At 68.9% G+C, this 16495-nt stretch carries 11 protein-coding genes; 2 read left to right on the top strand and 9 right to left on the bottom strand.

The genetic code is table 11. From position 1 onward, the window contains the following. Positions 1-10 precede the first annotated feature (10 nt). From ACFWFZ_RS18190 to ACFWFZ_RS18175, 4 genes are all read right to left on the bottom strand, one after another. Positions 11-1312 carry a sugar ABC transporter permease gene (locus ACFWFZ_RS18190; protein ID WP_387123444.1) on the bottom strand — a complete coding sequence of 434 codons (1302 nt, stop codon included), beginning with the start codon at positions 1310-1312 and terminating at the stop codon, positions 11-13. Continuing rightward, positions 1309-2097 carry an ATP-binding cassette domain-containing protein gene (locus ACFWFZ_RS18185; RefSeq protein ID WP_030036503.1) on the bottom strand — a complete coding sequence of 263 codons (789 nt, stop codon included), beginning with the start codon at positions 2095-2097 and terminating at the stop codon, positions 1309-1311. The genes ACFWFZ_RS18190 and ACFWFZ_RS18185 overlap by 4 nt, the downstream gene beginning before the upstream one ends. 160 nt (positions 2098-2257) lie before the next feature. Further along, positions 2258-3370 (bottom strand): sugar ABC transporter substrate-binding protein, encoded by a 1113-nt coding sequence (locus ACFWFZ_RS18180; protein ID WP_387123442.1) that lies wholly within the window; start codon positions 3368-3370, stop codon positions 2258-2260. A 117-nt stretch (positions 3371-3487) separates the two neighbouring features. Then, positions 3488-4702, bottom strand: coding sequence for an ROK family protein (locus tag ACFWFZ_RS18175; protein WP_387123440.1), 1215 nt, complete (start codon positions 4700-4702; stop codon positions 3488-3490). A 586-nt stretch (positions 4703-5288) separates the two neighbouring features. On the opposite strand from ACFWFZ_RS18175, the gene mgtA reads away from it, so the two are divergent. After that, the gene (mgtA, locus tag ACFWFZ_RS18170) at positions 5289-8009 is read left to right on the top strand and encodes a magnesium-translocating P-type ATPase (protein ID WP_387123438.1); all 2721 of its coding nucleotides are present in this window, start codon (positions 5289-5291) and stop codon (positions 8007-8009) included. A gap of 124 nt (positions 8010-8133) precedes the next feature. Here mgtA and ACFWFZ_RS18165 read toward each other — a convergent pair whose 3' ends face one another. The 5 genes from ACFWFZ_RS18165 to ACFWFZ_RS18145 form a co-directional block, all read right to left on the bottom strand. Further along, entirely contained in the window at positions 8134-9060 is a 927-nt protein-coding gene (locus ACFWFZ_RS18165; protein WP_387123437.1) for a carbohydrate ABC transporter permease, read from the bottom strand. A gap of 13 nt (positions 9061-9073) precedes the next feature. Continuing rightward, positions 9074-10018: a carbohydrate ABC transporter permease gene (locus tag ACFWFZ_RS18160; protein ID WP_387123435.1), complete on the bottom strand. Its 945-nt coding sequence runs from the start codon at positions 10016-10018 to the stop codon at positions 9074-9076. Between the two features lie 42 nt (positions 10019-10060). Continuing rightward, positions 10061-11485, bottom strand: coding sequence for an N-acetylglucosamine/diacetylchitobiose ABC transporter substrate-binding protein (gene ngcE / locus ACFWFZ_RS18155; RefSeq protein ID WP_387123433.1), 1425 nt, complete (start codon positions 11483-11485; stop codon positions 10061-10063). A 323-nt stretch (positions 11486-11808) separates the two neighbouring features. Then, positions 11809-14526: an aconitate hydratase AcnA gene (gene acnA, locus ACFWFZ_RS18150; protein ID WP_387123431.1), complete on the bottom strand. Its 2718-nt coding sequence runs from the start codon at positions 14524-14526 to the stop codon at positions 11809-11811. A 444-nt stretch (positions 14527-14970) separates the two neighbouring features. Continuing rightward, entirely contained in the window at positions 14971-15834 is an 864-nt protein-coding gene (locus ACFWFZ_RS18145) for a haloalkane dehalogenase (protein ID WP_387123429.1), read from the bottom strand. Positions 15835-15930: 96 nt separating this feature from the next. On the opposite strand from ACFWFZ_RS18145, the gene ACFWFZ_RS18140 reads away from it, so the two are divergent. Next, positions 15931-16419, top strand: coding sequence for a MarR family winged helix-turn-helix transcriptional regulator (locus ACFWFZ_RS18140; RefSeq protein WP_387123427.1), 489 nt, complete (start codon positions 15931-15933; stop codon positions 16417-16419). The last annotated feature ends 76 nt before the right edge of the window (positions 16420-16495 follow it).

The following is a 16495-nucleotide window of genomic DNA, read 5'->3' as shown; positions in this document are numbered from 1 at the left end:
GGGCGCGCGGTCAGGCGCGTCCGGCCGTCTTCTGGGTCTTGCGGGTGACCGAGTCGATCACCACGGTGGCCAGCAGGACCGCACCGGTGATCATGTACTGGATCGGTGTCGCGATGCCTTCCAGGGCCAGGCCGTACTGGATCGAGACGATGACCATGACACCGAGGAGGGCGTTCCAGGTCCGGCCGCGGCCGCCGAAGAGGCTGGTGCCGCCGATGACGGCCGCCGCGATCACGTTCATCAGCAGGTCGCCGGCACCGGCGCTCTGATTGGCCGCCGCGATCTTGGAGGCCCAGAACAGGCCGCCGATGGCGGCGAAGGTGCTGGAGATCGCGAAGACCGTGATCCGGATCCGGGTGACGTTGATGCCCGCGCGGCGGGAGGCCTCGACGCTGCCACCCAGTGCGAAAACGTTTCGCCCGAAGGTCGTGCGGCGCAGCAGGAAGTCCGTGACGACCAGGGCCAGCAGGAAGAGCACCACCGCGAGCGGCAGGCCCTTGTACTGGTTGAACACCACGGCGGGGCCGAAGGCGAACACCGCGAGCAGGCCGGTGCGCAGCAGGATCTCGGTGAGCGGCCGGGACGGCATCCCGGCCGCCTCGCGGCGCCTCGCGTCGAGGAAGGCGGCGACGAAGTAGCCCGCCACCGCGAGCGCGGCCAGCCCGTAGGCGACGGCGACGTCCGAGAAGAAGTACGTGGTCAGCTGGCCGACCACGCCGTCGGAGTCGATGTTGATCGTGCCGTTGCTGCCGAGGATCTGCAGCATCGCACCGAGCCAGAAGAGCAGGCCCGACAGGGTGACGGCGAAGGCCGGGGCGCCGAGCTTGGCGAAGAAGAAGCCGTGGATGGAGCCGATCAGGGCGCCTCCGACGATCGCGGCCAGGATCGCGAGCCATTCGTTCACGCCGTGGCTGACGGCGAGGACGGCGACGATGGCGCCCGAGACACCGCTGACCGAGCCGACCGAGAGGTCGATCTCGCCGAGCAGCAGCACGAAGATGATGCCGATGGCGATCATGCCCGTGCCGGTCATCGTGATCGCGATGTTGCTGAGGTTCTCAGGGGAGAGGAAGTTCGAGTTCAGCCCCTGGAAGATGGACCAGATGACGATCAGGCCGATGACGACCGGGAGGGAACCCAGGTCGCCCGCCTTCATCTTGTGTTTGAACTCGCCCCAGTAGCCGGCGAGGCCTTCTTCCCTGACGAGCAGGCGGGGGTCCACGGCCGGGATCGCGTCGTGCGCGGCCGCGGGGTTGACCGGGTCGATGTGGCCCTTGTCCAGTGGGTCGGTGGCAGGGTTCTGGGTGCTCACTTGCCGGCCTCCGAGGTGCGGGCCGCCCGGCGGGTCACGGCGTTGTCCGTGGCACCGGTGATGGCGGAGATGATCTCTTCCTGCGAGGTGTCGGCGACGTTGAAGACACCGTTGTTGCGGCCCAGCCGCAGGACCGCCACCTTGTCGGCGACGGCCTTCACATCGGCCATGTTGTGGCTGATGAGGATGACGGCGTGGCCCCGCTCGCGCAGCCGCTCCACCAGGTCGAGCACCTGAGCGGTCTGCTCGACGCCGAGGGCGGCGGTGGGCTCGTCGAGGATGACGAGCTGGGGCTCGCCCAGCATGGAGCGGGCGATCGCCACGGTCTGGCGCTGACCGCCCGACAGCGAGGCGATGGGGATCCGGACACTGGGGATCCGGATGGACAGCGTGGTCAGGAGCTCGCGGGCGCGGCGCTCCATCTCCACCTCGTCGAGGACGCCGAACTTCTTGAGCTCTCGGCCGAGGAACAGGTTGCCGACGACATCGATGTTGTCGCACAGCGCCAGGTCCTGGTAGACCGTCGCGATGCCCAGGTTCTGGGCGTCGTGGGGCTTGCCGATGGAGACCGGACGCCCTTCCCACTCGATGACGCCGTCATCGATGGGGTGCACGCCGGCGATCGTCTTGACCAGCGTGGACTTGCCGGCTCCGTTGTCGCCGACGAGGGCGACCACTTCACCGGAGTGGATCTCGAGTTCTACGTCGGTCAGGGCCTGAACGGCGCCGAACCGCTTCGAGACCCCTCGCAACGCCAGCACGGGCGCAGCGGACACATGAACCATCTCCTTCGCCGCCTGACCGGCGGGGATGTCGTGCAGAAGAGCAGGAGCGGGGCGAATGGGGGAACGTTTCTGCCCGGCGCCCCGCCGGGTGGCGGGGTAATGAGGGGCGGGGCGCCGGTCAGGTACGTGGGGCCGCCTCGTGGGGAGGCGGCGGGGGCCGCTACTTCAGGCCGATTGCGGCGCAGGCGGCCGCGTACTTGTCGGTGCAGATCTCGTCGACCGTGTAGACGCCGTCCTTGACGACGGTGTCCTTGATGTTGCCCTTGGTCAGCGAGATGACCGGGATCAGCACGGAGGGGACGCCCTTGGTGGTGGGGCTGTCGACCGTGGACGTGGTGCCTTCGGGCTTGCCGCCCTTGGCGAGGGCGACGGCCATCTTCGCGGCGGCCTCGGCCTCGGGGGCGTACGGCTTGTAGACGCTCATGAACTGCTCGCCCGCGACGATGCGCTGCACGCCGGCGAGTTCGGCGTCCTGGCCGGTGACCGGCGGCAGGGGGTTGACGCCGGCGGCCTTGAGGGCGGTGATGATGCCGCCCGCCATGCCGTCGTTGGCGGAGTAGACGCCGACGATCTTGTCCTTGCCGAGCGCGGAGAGCGCGGCCGCCATGTTGGTGTTGGCGTTCTCCGGCTTCCACTCGACGGTGTCGTACTCCTTGCCGATGTTCACCTTGCCGTCGAGCTCGGAGTGCGCGCCGGACTTGAAGAGCTTGGCGTTCGGGTCGGTGACCGAACCGTTCATCATGACGATCTGGCCGTCCTTGGCCTTGTCGCCCAGCGCTTCCAGCAGCGCCTTGCCCTGGACCTTGCCGACCTCTTCGTTGTCGAAGGAGGTGTAGGCGTCGATCGGGCCCTCGGCCAGGCGGTCGTAGGAGACGACCGGGATGCCGGCGTCCTTGGCCTTCTTGACCGAGCCGGCGATGGCCTTGGAGTCCACCGCGTCGATGATCAGGACGTCCACCTTGTTGGTGATCATCGTGTCGACCTGGGAGTTCTGCGTGGTCGCGTCCTGCTTGGCGTTGGCGTAGACGACCTCGCCCTTGCCGCCGGTGAGCTCGGCGACCTTCTTCTCGATGAGCGGCTTGTCGAACTTCTCGTAACGCGCGGTCTGGTTCTCCGGCAGGAGCAGACCGACCTTGATCGCGTCGCCCTTGGCAGCGCCGGAGGACTCGTTCGTCTTGTCGCCGGCCTCCTTGGCACTGCCACAGGCGGCGAGGGAAACGGCCATGGCGCCGGCGGCAACGGCTACGGCGGCTCTGCGCATACGCGTGTTCATTACTTGAACCTCCCTGACGAGGCCGCTACGCCGCGGCCGAGGTGGATGTGAGTCAACCCCGGCCGCGTTTTGCCGTCAAGGAGTGAATTCTTAACGAGATGACAACGGTGCCATTCGTTATCTACCTGAAGGCAAGACGGCTGGAGCTCGCACTCCACTTCCATGATCTGACAAAAGCGTCGAATCGCCCATCTCGCTCAGCACGAGGGCCAGTGCGCCCAGCACCTCGGCGCGCCCGCCCAGGGACCCCGTGAGCACCGACAACTGCCGCGCCGCACTGGGAATCGCGTACCTCCCCACTGATTCACGGATGGGGGAGAGGACCAGTTCACCGGCCTCCGCCAGCGAGCCGCCCAGCACGACCCGGCTGGGGTTCAGGAGGTTGCACAGGCTGGCCACTCCGCTGCCGATGTGGCGTCCGACGTCCGTGATCACCCGGCGGCAGCCGGGGTCCCCGCCGCGGGCCAGTTCGACCACCCGCTCCATCGTCAACTCCGGTCCGTGCGTGCCCTGGAGCAGCGGCAGGACGTACCGCGCCGCGGCGAAGGTCTCCAGGCAGCCGCGGTTGCCGCAGCGGCAGACCGGGCCCGATTCGTCCAGCGTGATGTGCCCGATCTCGCCCGCCGTGCCGCCGGGTCCGCGGTAGATCTGGCCGTTGATGACCAGGCCGGCGCCGACGCCGCTGGCCACCTTGATGTAGGCCAGGTCCTTCACTCCCCGCCCGCTCCCCCAAACGAGTTCACCGAGGGCGCCGAGGTTCGCGTCGTTGTCCACGTACACGGGCACGCCGAGGCGCTGCGAGAGCTCCTGGCGCGGGTTGATCCCCGCCCAGCCCGGCAGGATCGCCGTCGAGCCCAGGGTGCCGGACTCCACGTCGATCGGGCCGGGGACACCGAGACCGACGCCGATGACCTTGTCCAGCCCGACCCCTATGCCGTCGATCAGCCGCCCGACCAGGGCTTCCGCCCGGTCGAAGCCGTCCGCCCAGGAGGCGTCGACGTCCAGCGGCTCGGACTCCTCGGCCAGCACCTGGTGGGCGAGGTTGCCGACGGCCACCCGCAGGTGGGTGTGGCCGAAGTCGACGCCGATCACGATGCCCGCGTCACCGCTCAGCGACACGCTCCGCGCCCGTCGGCCGCCGGCCGAGGTGTCGGTGACCTCGACGGTCCCGCCGTCCTTCAGCTCCCGGACGATGTTGGAGACCGTGGCCGCCGACAGTCCGGTGGTACGGGCGATCTCCGCCTGGGTCAGCGACCCCGCGAGCCGCACCGCCCGTACGACCCGTTCGAGATTCGCGCGGTGCAGCGACGACTGCGATCCGGGAGTCTGCACGACTCATCCACTCCTGCCCATTAGCGACGGCCAGCCGTCGCCCCCCGGCCGGGACACGTCGCGTCTTCGCGCTCCGAGACCCCGGCGTCTCTCCAACTTGTGAACCTTAAGTCGAGCCTTTGCGCATCCGCACGTCAAGAGGCTGACACGACACGAATCGGGCCTACCGGCCGAAAGGGTGAGGGAATGGCCCACCGGATCGTGTTACGGTCGCTGAGGCGCCGGTCCTCTGCGGCCTTTCCGGCCGGACCGGGCGCCTGTCATGACAGCGCGACGCGAGGAGGTGTTCGGGATGAGTCCCGATCGAAGTCCTCGCAGCGCTCTCGCCGGCTGACCCGCCGAGCGGCTGATCGGCCGACCTTTTTCGTGAGTGCGCACGGCAGCGGTGTGCCGCTGTTCCCGTGCGCCGCTGCGTTCCTCACGCGTTCCTCCCCTTCCGCATGACCGGACGGCTCCGTCCGGCGTGCGTCACCCATGTCCGTCGGCGCGGGCGACGGCCCGCGCGGCCGCCGCACGCCGACCCCTGATCACTCCACGTGACCGTCCGGCTCCGTGCTGCCCGGAACCGTGGAGGGAGGTAGTTGCCATGACCATGCTCACCCCTCGCACCCCGGCCAAGCTCGCGCCGCCGGGCCGGTCCCGCCGCGAGCGCAAGGCCGCCGAGCTGGAGACCCGTACCCGGCTCGTCGGCGAGCGCCTCGCAGGCATCAGCGCCGCCCCCGGCATACGGGCCCTGCAGTGCGTGGACGCGTCCCTGGGCGGCCTCACCCGTGCCGAGGCCGCGCTGCGCCTGGAGCGCCACGGCGCCAACGTCGTCGCCCAGGAGCGCGCGCCGCGCTGGTACGTCCAGCTGGCGAAGGCCTTCTGCAACCCCTTCATCGCCGTCCTGGTCCTCCTGGCCGCCGTCATGTACGGGCAGGACCCCGCCGACCCGGGCGTGGTCATCCTGTCCGTGATGGTGGGGATCAGCGGCCTGCTGCGCTTCTGGCAGGAGTACCGCTCGGGCCGCGCCGCCGACGCGCTCAAGCGGCTCGTCACCACCACCTGCGCGGTGCGGCGCCGGGCCGGCAGCGGCTCCGTCCCCACCACCGTCGAGGTGCCCATGGACCAGGTGGTCCCGGGCGACGTGGTCAAGCTGGCCGCCGGCGACCTGATCCCGGCCGACCTGCGGATCCTCTCCGCCAAGGACCTGATGATCAGCCAGGCCGCGCTCTCCGGCGAGTCCCTGCCGGTCGCCAAGGCCGACACCCGGGCGCGGGACCTGGGCCAGCAGGCCACCACCGACCCGGTCGAGGCCGACAACCTGGCCCTGATGGGGACCTCGGTCACCTCCGGCACCGCCACCGGAGTCGTCGTCGCCACCGGCTCCGACAGCTACTTCGGCTCGATGGCCGGCTCCCTGGTCGGCGAGCGGCCGCAGACCAACTTCGACGCCGGCGTGCGCAAGGTCAGCTTCCTGCTGATCCGCTTCATGCTGGTCATGGTCCCGGTCGTCTTCGTGATCAACGGCCTGACCAAGGGCGACTGGGACGAGGCCCTCCTCTTCGGCGTCGCCGTCGCCGTCGGACTGACCCCCGAGATGCTCCCGATGGTGGTCTCCGCCAACCTCGCGCGCGGCGCGGTCGCCATGTCCCGGCGCAAGGTGGTCGTCAAGCGGCTGGACGCGATCCAGAACCTGGGCGCGATGGACGTGCTCTGCACCGACAAGACCGGCACCCTCACCGAGGACCGGATCGCCTTGGACCGCTACCTGGACGTGCACGGCGACGAGGACGGCGAGGTCCTGGAGTACGGCTACCTCAACGCGCACTTCCAGACCGGCCTGCGCAACCTGATGGACCAGGCGGTCATCGACCGCGTGGGCGAGGCCGAGGAGGTTGTCGTCGACACACGGTTCTCGATGGTCGACGAGATCCCCTTCGACTTCGCCCGGCGCCGCATGTCCGTGGTCCTGGCCCGCAACCCGCTCCTGGGCGGCTCCGGACCCGGCGAACACGTCATGATCACCAAGGGTGCGGTCGAAGAGGTCCTGGACCTCTGCACGCACATGACCGACCGCGGCGAAACCGTTGAGCTGACCGAGCAGCTGCGGTGGCACGTCACCCGGATCGCCGAGGACAACAACCGGCGGGGCCTGCGGGTCCTCGCCGTCGCCACCCGCACGGTCGCCACCCCGCGCGACACCTACTCCGTCGCCGACGAGGACGGGCTGACCCTGGTCGGCTTCCTCGCCTTCCTCGACCCGCCGAAGGCCGACGCCGCCCGGGCCCTGGAGGGCCTCGCCGACAAGGGCATCGCGGTGAAGGTCGTCACCGGCGACAACGGCCTCGTCGCCGCCCGGGTCTGCGCGGACGTCGGCCTCGACGTGGGCACCGTGGTCCTCGGCCCCGAGACCGACGCCCTCGACGACACCGAACTGCGCGCGCTGGCCGCCCGTACGACAGTCTTCGCCAAGGCAAACCCGGTCCAGAAGGCCCGGATCGTCCGCGCCCTCCAGGCCGACGGGCACACCGTCGGCTTCCTCGGCGACGGCATCAACGACGCGGCCGCGCTGCGCGACGCCGACGTCGGCATCTCCGTGGACACCGCCGTCGACATCGCCAGGGAGTCCGCGGACATCATCCTGCTGGAGAAGGACCTCACCGTCCTGGAGCAGGGCGTCCTCCAGGGCCGCACCACCTTCGGCAACACGATCAAGTACATCAAGATGACGGCGTCGTCGAACTTCGGCAACGTCTTCTCGGTGCTGGTCGCGAGCGCCTTCATCCCCTTCCAGCCGATGCTCGCGATCATGCTGCTGGTCCAGAACCTGGTCTACGACATCGCCCAGCTGGCCACCCCGTGGGACCGGATGGACGAGGAGTACCTGCGCAGGCCCCGCAACTGGGACGCCAAGGGCATCGGCCGCTTCATGGTCACCATCGGCCCGATCAGCTCGATCTTCGACATCGCGATGTTCCTGATCATGTGGCACGTCTTCGCGGCCGACAGCGTCGCGAGCCAGTCCCTGTTCCAGTCGGGCTGGTTCGTCGAGGGTTTGCTCTCGCAGACCCTGGTCGTCCACATGATCCGCACCCGGAAGATCCCCTTCATCCAGTCCCGCGCCTCCTGGCCGGTGATGGTGACGACCGTCCTCGCGGTGCTGACCGGGCTCTGGCTGCCCTTCTCGCCGCTGGCCCCCTCGCTGGGCTTCGTCGCCCTGCCGGCGAGCTACTTCCCGTGGCTGATCGGCGTGCTGCTCGCGTACTGCACGCTCACCCAGCTCGTGAAGACCTGGTACATCCGCCGCTTCGGCACCTGGCTGTAGGGGCTCAGGGCCCTGCGCGAACACCGCCGGACGTCGGATACGACGCGACCGCCGTCCGGGCTGCGCTGATGGCACCGGGTCTCCCGCCCCGGCCGCCGTCTTGCGGCCGGGGCGGCTCCGCCGGCTACTTCAGCGTCGCCGAGGTGAGCCCCGCCTGGATCTGCCGCTGGAAGGAGAGGTAGACCACCAGCATCGGGATCATCGCGATGGTCACGCCGGCGAAGAGCACGGGCAGGTCGGTCTCGTAGCCCTGCTGCTGCTGGAGCTGGATCAGGCCCTGGGTGAGCAGGTAGCGCTCGGGGTCCGATCCGGTCTGGGGCTGCATCAGCACCGAGGGCAGGATGTACTGGTTCCACTGGCCCAGGACGTTGAAGATCCCGACGCTGATCAGGCCGGGCTTGGCCATGGGGACCATCACCTGGAAGAAGATCCGGGTGTCGGAGGCGCCGTCGATCACCGCCGCCTCGTGCACCGCCGTCGGCAGCGTGCGGAAGAACGAGTGCATGAAGAAGACGGTGAACGGCATCGAGTACGCCACGTACACGAGGATCAGGCCCTGGTAGGTGTTCAGCATGTCGAACCGCTTGACCATGAAGAACAGCGGCACGAGCGCGAGGAAGACGGGGAACATCGCCCCGCTGACGAAGAAGTAGTAGATGAACCGGTTGCCCGGGAAGGGGTAGCGGGCCAGGACGTACGCCGCCATCGAGCCGAGGAGCATCGTCAGCGGCACGGAGAAGACCATCACGATGAGGGTGTTGGCGAAGTAGTCGCCGATGCCCTTGTCCCAGGCCCTGCCGAACGCGTCGAAGTTCCAGTTGGCCGGCCAGCTGAGGGCCGAGCCGCCGATCTGCGCGTCGGTCTTGAAGGAGCCGAGCGCGAGCCAGATCAGCGGCAGCACGATCAGCACGGCCCAGACGACGAGGAAGCCGTGGGAGAAGACGTTGAGGACCACGCCCTCGGAACGTCCGCCGCCCCGCTCCCCGCCGGGGCCGGCTCCCCCGGAACGCTCCGCCGCGGATTCGCCCGGAGCCTTGATCACTGTGGTCATGACGGTCTCCCGCTCAGAACTCGATGCGCTCGCGGCGGGTGGCGCGCAGCGTGATGACGGAAAGGATCATGGTGAGGACGAGCATGACCACGCCCATGGCGCAGGCGTACCCGCTCTTGCCGAAGTAGAGGAAGTTCCGCATCAGGACCGTGGCCATGACCTCGCTGTGGTGGTCGGGGCCGCCGCCGAACTGGCCCGAGGTCATGGTCGACACCAGGACGAACATGTCCATCGCGGCGATGCCCAGGTAGACCGCGGAGGTCTGCACGGAGTCCCAGAGCAGGGGCAGGGTGACCTTGAAGAAGGTCTGGGCGCGGCCCGCCCCGTCGAGGAGGGCCGCCTCGTAGATGTCCTTGGGGATGGACTGCATGGCAGCGGAGAAGAGGACGAGGTAGAAGCCCACGCCGTGCCAGACCACCACGAGGAGCAGGCACCACAGGACGAGGTTCGGCTCGTTCAGCCATTCGATGGGGTGCAGCCGGTCGACGATGCCGAGCCGGATGAGGACGCCGTTGAGCAGGCCACCCTCGTCGGTGCGGTACACGGCGCCGAACAGCACCGCGAGGATGGCGAGGGAGAGGACCTGCGGGAAGAAGTAGACGACCTTGTAGAGGCGTGAGCCGGCCACGCCCTGCACACCGCCGGCCCCGCCCCGCCCGCCCGCGTTCACCATGAAGGCGAAGAAGAGGGCGAGCAGGATGGTGACCACGGGGACGAACACCAGGAGCAGAAGGTTGTTCCAGAGGGCTCCGCGGAAGACCTCGTCCTTCATCAGGGCGGAGTAGTTGTCGACGCCGACGAAGTCGAAGGTCGGCGACTGGCCCGTCCAGTTGGTGAAGGAGTAACCGAACGTCTGTACGTACGGCCAGATGACGAAGGTCAGATACAGCGCGAGGGGTGCGAGGAGGAAGCCGGTGATGAAGCCGGCCCGTCCCCTGCCCTGGACTACTTGGCTCATGGTGTCCGTCCCTGGTGTGCCGGTGACCGGTGGGGCGTGCTGTCAGCTGCGACGGTTGTTCTTGGCGTTGGGATCCTGTGCCGCCTTGTTGACCGCCGCCTGGGCCCGCTTGATCCACTCCTTCGGCGCAATCCGCCTGGCCATCAGCTCGTTGGACGCGTCCTGGATCGCCGTGTCCATCTCGCTGTACCAGTCGGGATAAAGGTAGTTGAAGGTGTTCGTTCCCGCCGCCTTGAGGGCGGTGACCGCCGACTGGGTGCCGGGCCGCAGCTTCACTCCCGGGTCCACGCCGTCCTTGACCACGGTGAGCGAGTTGGCCTGCTGGGCGAAGATGGTCGACCATTCGCGCGACAGCATCGAACGGATGAACTCCAGGCCGCCGGCCTTGTTGGCGGCCTTCTCCGGGACGATGAAGGGCTCGCCGGCGCCGGCCCGGATGGCCTCGAAGGGCAGTTTGCTGTCGGCGAGCAGCGGGACCGGCAGGAACTGCATGTCGAAGTCGTCGGGCGTCTGCTTGAGCTGCTCGTTCTCCAGCCAGGAGCCGGAGGGGATGAAGGCGGCCTTGTACTGGTTCCAGGCGGTCTGGGACTCGGTGTGGGTCAGGCCGTTCGTGCCCGGCAGGAGCAGGTCCTTCTCGACCACCTCGTAGACCGCCTCGACGGCGGCGAGGGCGGCCGCGTTGCCCTCGAAGGCGTTCGGCTCCAGGTTGTCGATGGCCTTCATGGCCTCCAGACCGCCCTTCTTGGCGATCAGGTCCATGATGACGACGTTGATGTAGTACGGGTACTTGCCCTGGTGGGCGAGGCCGCCGAGGCCGGCCTCCTTGGCCTTCGCGCAGACCGCGAGGAACTCGTCCCAGGTCTTGGGCGGCGTCCAGCCCTTCTCCTTGAAGAGCTTCCCGGAGTACCAGAAGCCGTAGACGGTGTAGACGTAGTTCAGGGAGACGAACTTGCCGCCCTGCGTGCCCTGTTCCACGGTGCCCGCGATGAGCGTGTCGCGGACCGTCTTGCCGGGGTCGTCGAGCGAGGGCGCGTCGAGCACCGGGGTGAGGTCGGCGAGCTGGTTGCTCTTGAAGAGCACGTCCAGCTTGATCCTCTGGGCGCCGGAGTTGTCGACGACATCCGGGGGGTTGCCGCCGTTGAAGCGGGTCTGGAGCTTGCCGGTGATCTCCTGGGTGCCGAGGTGGGAGCTGGTGGTGCCCCACTTCTTGTCGAAGGCGGCCTCCCAGGCCTTGGCGTAGTCGTCGCCGAAGCCGCCCTTGAAGACGACGACGTCCATCGTGCCGCCCTTGGCGACACCGAAGGGGTTCTCCTTGGACACGACCCCCTTGTCGGGGCCCTTCGTGGTGTCCTCCCCGCCGGAGGCGCAGGCGGACAGGAAGCTCATCGTCGGCACGCTGATCAGTCCGAGCGCTGCGGAACGCTTGATCAGATCACGGCGGCCGAAGCCCTCACCAGTGGATCCCATGCTCATGTCCTCGCCTTCGTCAGGAGTGTGAAGGAGGCCGGAAATCGCGGCAGTTGCCGTGCATGCGGGCATCACCGCAGGTCCCCCCGGCATCCCCCGGCCCGGGGCCGCTCGTCACGCGGTGGCCCGGACGGGCACAGGTATAGTCCACTTCCGCTCGGCTGAGCAAGATCGTGCACAAGGATCGTCCCCGGCTTTTCCGAGTTGAGACCTGTCCGTCACCTGAGACCGCCGCCGCGAAAAAGCGGAAGGGCCGCACCCCCTTGACGGGGGTACGGCCCTATGGTGCCGACAGACGGCGGATCGCTCCGCCTGGCGCGCCCTTAGCCGCGGATGAGGTTCCGCAGGACGTACTGCATGATGCCGCCGTTGCGGTAGTAGTCGGCCTCACCCGGCGTGTCGATGCGGACGACCGCGTCGAACTCCACACCGGTGTCGGTGGCGACCTTGACGGTGCGCGGGGTGGTGCCGTTGTTCAGCTCCTCCACACCGGTGAAGGAGAAGGTCTCCTCGCCGGTGAGGCCCAGGGAGGCCGCGGTGGCACCCTCGGGGAACTGCAGGGGCAGGACGCCCATGCCGATCAGGTTGGAGCGGTGGATGCGCTCGTAGGACTCGGCGATGACGGCCTTGACGCCGAGCAGCGCGGTGCCCTTGGCGGCCCAGTCGCGGGACGAGCCGGAGCCGTACTCCTTGCCGGCCAGGATGACCAGCGGGATGCCGGCGGCCTGGTAGTTCTGCGAGGCGTCGTAGATGAAGGAGACCGGGCCGCCCTCGACGGTGAAGTCGCGGGTGAAGCCGCCCTCGGTGCCCGGCGCGATCTGGTTGCGCAGGCGGATGTTGGCGAAGGTACCGCGGATCATGACCTCGTGGTTGCCGCGGCGGGAACCGTACGAGTTGAAGTCGCGGCGCTCGACGCCGTGCTCGGTGAGGTACTTGCCGGCCGGGGTGTCGGCCTTGATCGCACCGGCCGGGGAGATGTGGTCGGTGGTGACCGAGTCGCCCAGCTTCGCCAGCACGCGGGCGCCGGCGATGTCGGAGACCGGGGTGGTCTCCATCGTCATGCCCTCGAAGTAGGGGGGCTTACGGACGTAGGTGGACTGCGGGTCCCACTCGAAGGTGTTGCCGGTCGGGATCGACAGCGCCTGCCACTGGGCGTCGCCCGCGAAGACGTCGCTGTAGGACTTGCTGAACATGTCCTCGCCGATGGCGTTCGCCACGACGTCGTTGACCTCGGCCTCGGAGGGCCAGATGTCCTTGAGGAAGACCGGCTTGCCCTCGGTGTCGGTGCCGATGGCCTCGGTGGTGATGTCCACCTTCATGGAGCCCGCGATGGCGTACGCGACGACCAGCGGCGGGGAGGCCAGGTAGTTCATCTTGACGTCGGGGTTGATGCGGCCCTCGAAGTTGCGGTTGCCGGAGAGCACCGAGGTGACCGCGAGGTCGTGCTCGTTGATCGCCTTCGAGATCTCCTCGTCCAGCGGACCGGAGTTGCCGATGCAGGTGGTGCAGCCGTACCCGACGAGGTTGAAGCCCATCTTGTCGAGGTACGGGGTCAGGCCGGCCTTGTCGAAGTAGTCGGTGACGACCTTCGAGCCCGGGGCCAGGGTGGTCTTGACCCACGGCTTGCGGGTCAGGCCCTTCTCGACCGCCTTCTTCGCCACGAGGGCCGCGGCCACCATGACGTACGGGTTCGAGGTGTTGGTGCAGGAGGTGATCGCGGCGACGGTGACGGCGCCGTGGTCGATCTCGAAGGAGGAGCCGTCGGCCAGGGTGACCAGGGTGGGCTTCGAGGGGCTGCCGTTCGGGTGGTTCGCCGGGGCGTCGGAGGCCGGGAAGGACTCCTTGCCCGCCTCGTCCACGTCGTCGACGTAGTTGCGCACGTCCTGGGCGAACTGCTGGGCGGCGTTCGCGAGGACGATGCGGTCCTGCGGGCGCTTCGGGCCGGCGATGGAGGGGACGACCGTGGAGAGGTCGAGCTCCAGCTTCTCGGAGAAGTCCGGCTCGGCGGCCGGGTCCAGCCACAGGCCCTGCTCCTTGGCGTACGCCTCGACGAGCGCGACCTGCTGGGCGTCGCGGCCGGTCAGACGCAGGTACTTCAGCGTCTCGTCGTCGATCGGGAAGATGGCGGCGGTCGAGCCGAACTCCGGCGACATGTTGCCGATGGTGGCGCGGTTCGCGAGGGAGGTGGCGGCGACGCCCTCACCGTAGAACTCGACGAACTTGCCGACGACACCGTGCCCCCGCAGCATCTCGGTGATGGTCAGCACCAGGTCGGTGGCGGTGGTGCCGGTCGGCAGCTCGCCGGTCAGCTTGAAGCCCACGACGCGCGGGATCAGCATGGAGACCGGCTGGCCGAGCATCGCGGCCTCGGCCTCGATGCCGCCGACGCCCCAGCCCAGCACGCCCAGGCCGTTGACCATGGTGGTGTGCGAGTCGGTGCCGACGAGGGTGTCGGGGTACGCCTGGCCGCCCCGGACCATGACGGTGCGGGCCAGGTGCTCGATGTTGACCTGGTGGACGATGCCGGTGCCCGGCGGGACGACCTTGAAGTCGTCGAAGGCGGTCTGGCCCCAGCGCAGGAACTGGTAGCGCTCCTTGTTGCGGCCGTACTCCAGCTCGACGTTCTGCGCGAAGGCGTCCTTCGTGCCGAACTTGTCGGCGATGACCGAGTGGTCGATGACCATCTCGGCGGGCGAGAGCGGGTTGATCTTCGCCGGGTCGCCGCCGAGGGCCTTCACGGCCTCGCGCATCGTGGCGAGGTCCACGACGCAGGGGACGCCGGTGAAGTCCTGCATGATCACGCGGGCCGGAGTGAACTGGATCTCCTGGCTGGGCTGGGCCTGGGAGTCCCAGCCGCCGAGCGCCCGGATGTGGTCGGCGGTGATGTTCGCGCCGTCCTCGGTGCGGAGCAGGTTCTCCAGCAGCACCTTCAGGCTGTAGGGCAGGCGGGCGGAGCCCTCGACCTTGTCCAGCCGGAAGATCTCGTACGACTCGTCGCCCACCTGCAGCGTGCTGCGGGCGTCGAAGCTGTTCGCCGACACGACAGTCTCCTTCATGCATGAATTCGCGCGTATTACCGCATCCTGCCGCCACGCCCCTTGGCCAATCCGCTAAGGTAAGGCTAAGTTAGGTAGCCCTTACCAGCGGGGGCGGCTGCGGTACGCCTTCGGCAGATATCTCGATGTCGAGATAACTCTAGTACATGTCCGGGTGCGGCGACGAGGCACGCACCCACTCCCGGAGGGGCGAGCGGCCGGGAGGGCACTTCGGCATGCCCTGACGGCGCCTCCGGAGCGGGCGGCGCGGCAGGGCGCGAGCGGGGTCCCGGTGCGGGTGCGGGGCGCGGCCTGCCGGCGTACGTCCTGGCCGGCCTCGGCCACTGCGACTCGCGCGACGAGCCCTTCGCGCGGAACGGCCAGACCCTGTGCGGCCGGGCCGGGCTGGTGGCGGAACCGACCCTCGGGCGCCGGGGGCGTCGGCCTCGTTCACGCGACGAGGGCATGGCGGGCGGCCCAGGCGTTGACGGCCGCGGCGATCTCCTCGGGCCGGTCCTCCGGGCAGAGGTGGGCCGCGGTCCCGCAGTACTCGCTCTCCAGCGCCGAGATGTTGCGCTCGCACCAGGCGGCCGTCTCGGCGCCGACCATCAGGGCGGGCGAGCCGTCGAAGGTGAGCAGGAGCTTGGGCACCTCCGGGCTGTCGGCCAGCCAGGCGCCGTACCGCTCGACGACGGCGACGACGTCGGCGGGCTCTCCGCCGATCGGCAGCGAGCGGGCCCACTGCAGCATGGGCAGCCGGCTCTCGCGGGTCGGGTAGGGGGCGCCGTAGACGGCGCGGTCCGCTTCGGCCATCGGGCGGAGCACGGTCCGCAGGATGCTGTCCCCGATGAAGACGTTCCGGTCGAGGACCATCTCCTCCCCTACCCCCGGGGTGCGTATCGCCTCGAACCGGACGCGCGCTGCGGGCGGGTACTCGTCCCACCCCATCGGTCGCACGATCGTCTCCATGAAGGCGATCCCGCGGACCCGCCCGGGGTGGCGGGTGGCCCAGTCGAAGGCGAGCGCGCCGCCCCAGTCCTGACCGACCAGCACCACCTCGTCCAGCCCGAGAGCGTCGAACCATGCGTCCAGGTAGCGGGCTTGGTCCGCGAAGCGGTACTCCCCGCCCGGTTTGCCGGAGCGCCCCATGCCGATGAGGTCGGGGGCCAAGGCGCGGACCGGGCCCTTGAGCCGGGGCAGCACGCCGCGCCAGAGGTGGGAGGAGGTGGGGTTGCCGTGCAGGAAGACGAAGGGCACACCCTCGCCGCGGTCCTCGTAGTACATCGTCGAGTCGAGTACGCCGATCGTGGCCATGGAAGACCCCTTCCGTAATCGTTTGCGCAACTAACGTTTGCGGCACAAACGAAGTTATATCGTTGGTGGCACTAACGCAAGCGGTAGCATCACCCCATGACCACGGGAGAGAACGGGGGCGCGGCCGTCCCCGCGCGACTGCGCGAACTGCCCAGCCGGCTACTGGGACAGGCCTCCACCCACGCACAGCAGCTGGTGGCCGATGCCCTCAGCCGGGCAGATGCCCGCACGTGGCACTATGCGGCCATGGTCGCCCTGGAGGAGTCGGGGCCGGCGAGCCAGGCCGCGCTGAGCGACCGCACCGGCATCCACCGCAGCGACCTGGTCGCCGTCATCAACGAACTCGCCGAGCGCGAACTGGTGGAGCGGACCCCCGACCCCGAGGACCGCAGGCGCAACGTCATCACCCTCACCCCGCTCGGCCGGCGGCGGCTGCGCAGACTGGAGCAGATCCTCGACGCGGCCCAGGACGAGCTCCTGGCCCCGCTCTCCGCGGCGGAGCGCGAGCAGCTCACCCGCCTGCTGGGCCGGGTCGTCGAGCACCACACGTACGGCGGGCCCGCCATGGGATCTGACGGTCAGTAACACGCGGGAGGGCGCGGCGACACGCCGCCCGGCACACCCATCTGCCACACCCGACGCAGGAGTCATCTCATATCTG

Origin of the sequence: Streptomyces sp. NPDC060232, assembly GCF_042726555.1 — a bacterium.
Taxonomy (GTDB): domain Bacteria; phylum Actinomycetota; class Actinomycetes; order Streptomycetales; family Streptomycetaceae; genus Streptomyces.
Note: the sequence above shows the minus strand (reverse complement) of the source record. Positions and strands in the feature narration are given on the sequence as shown.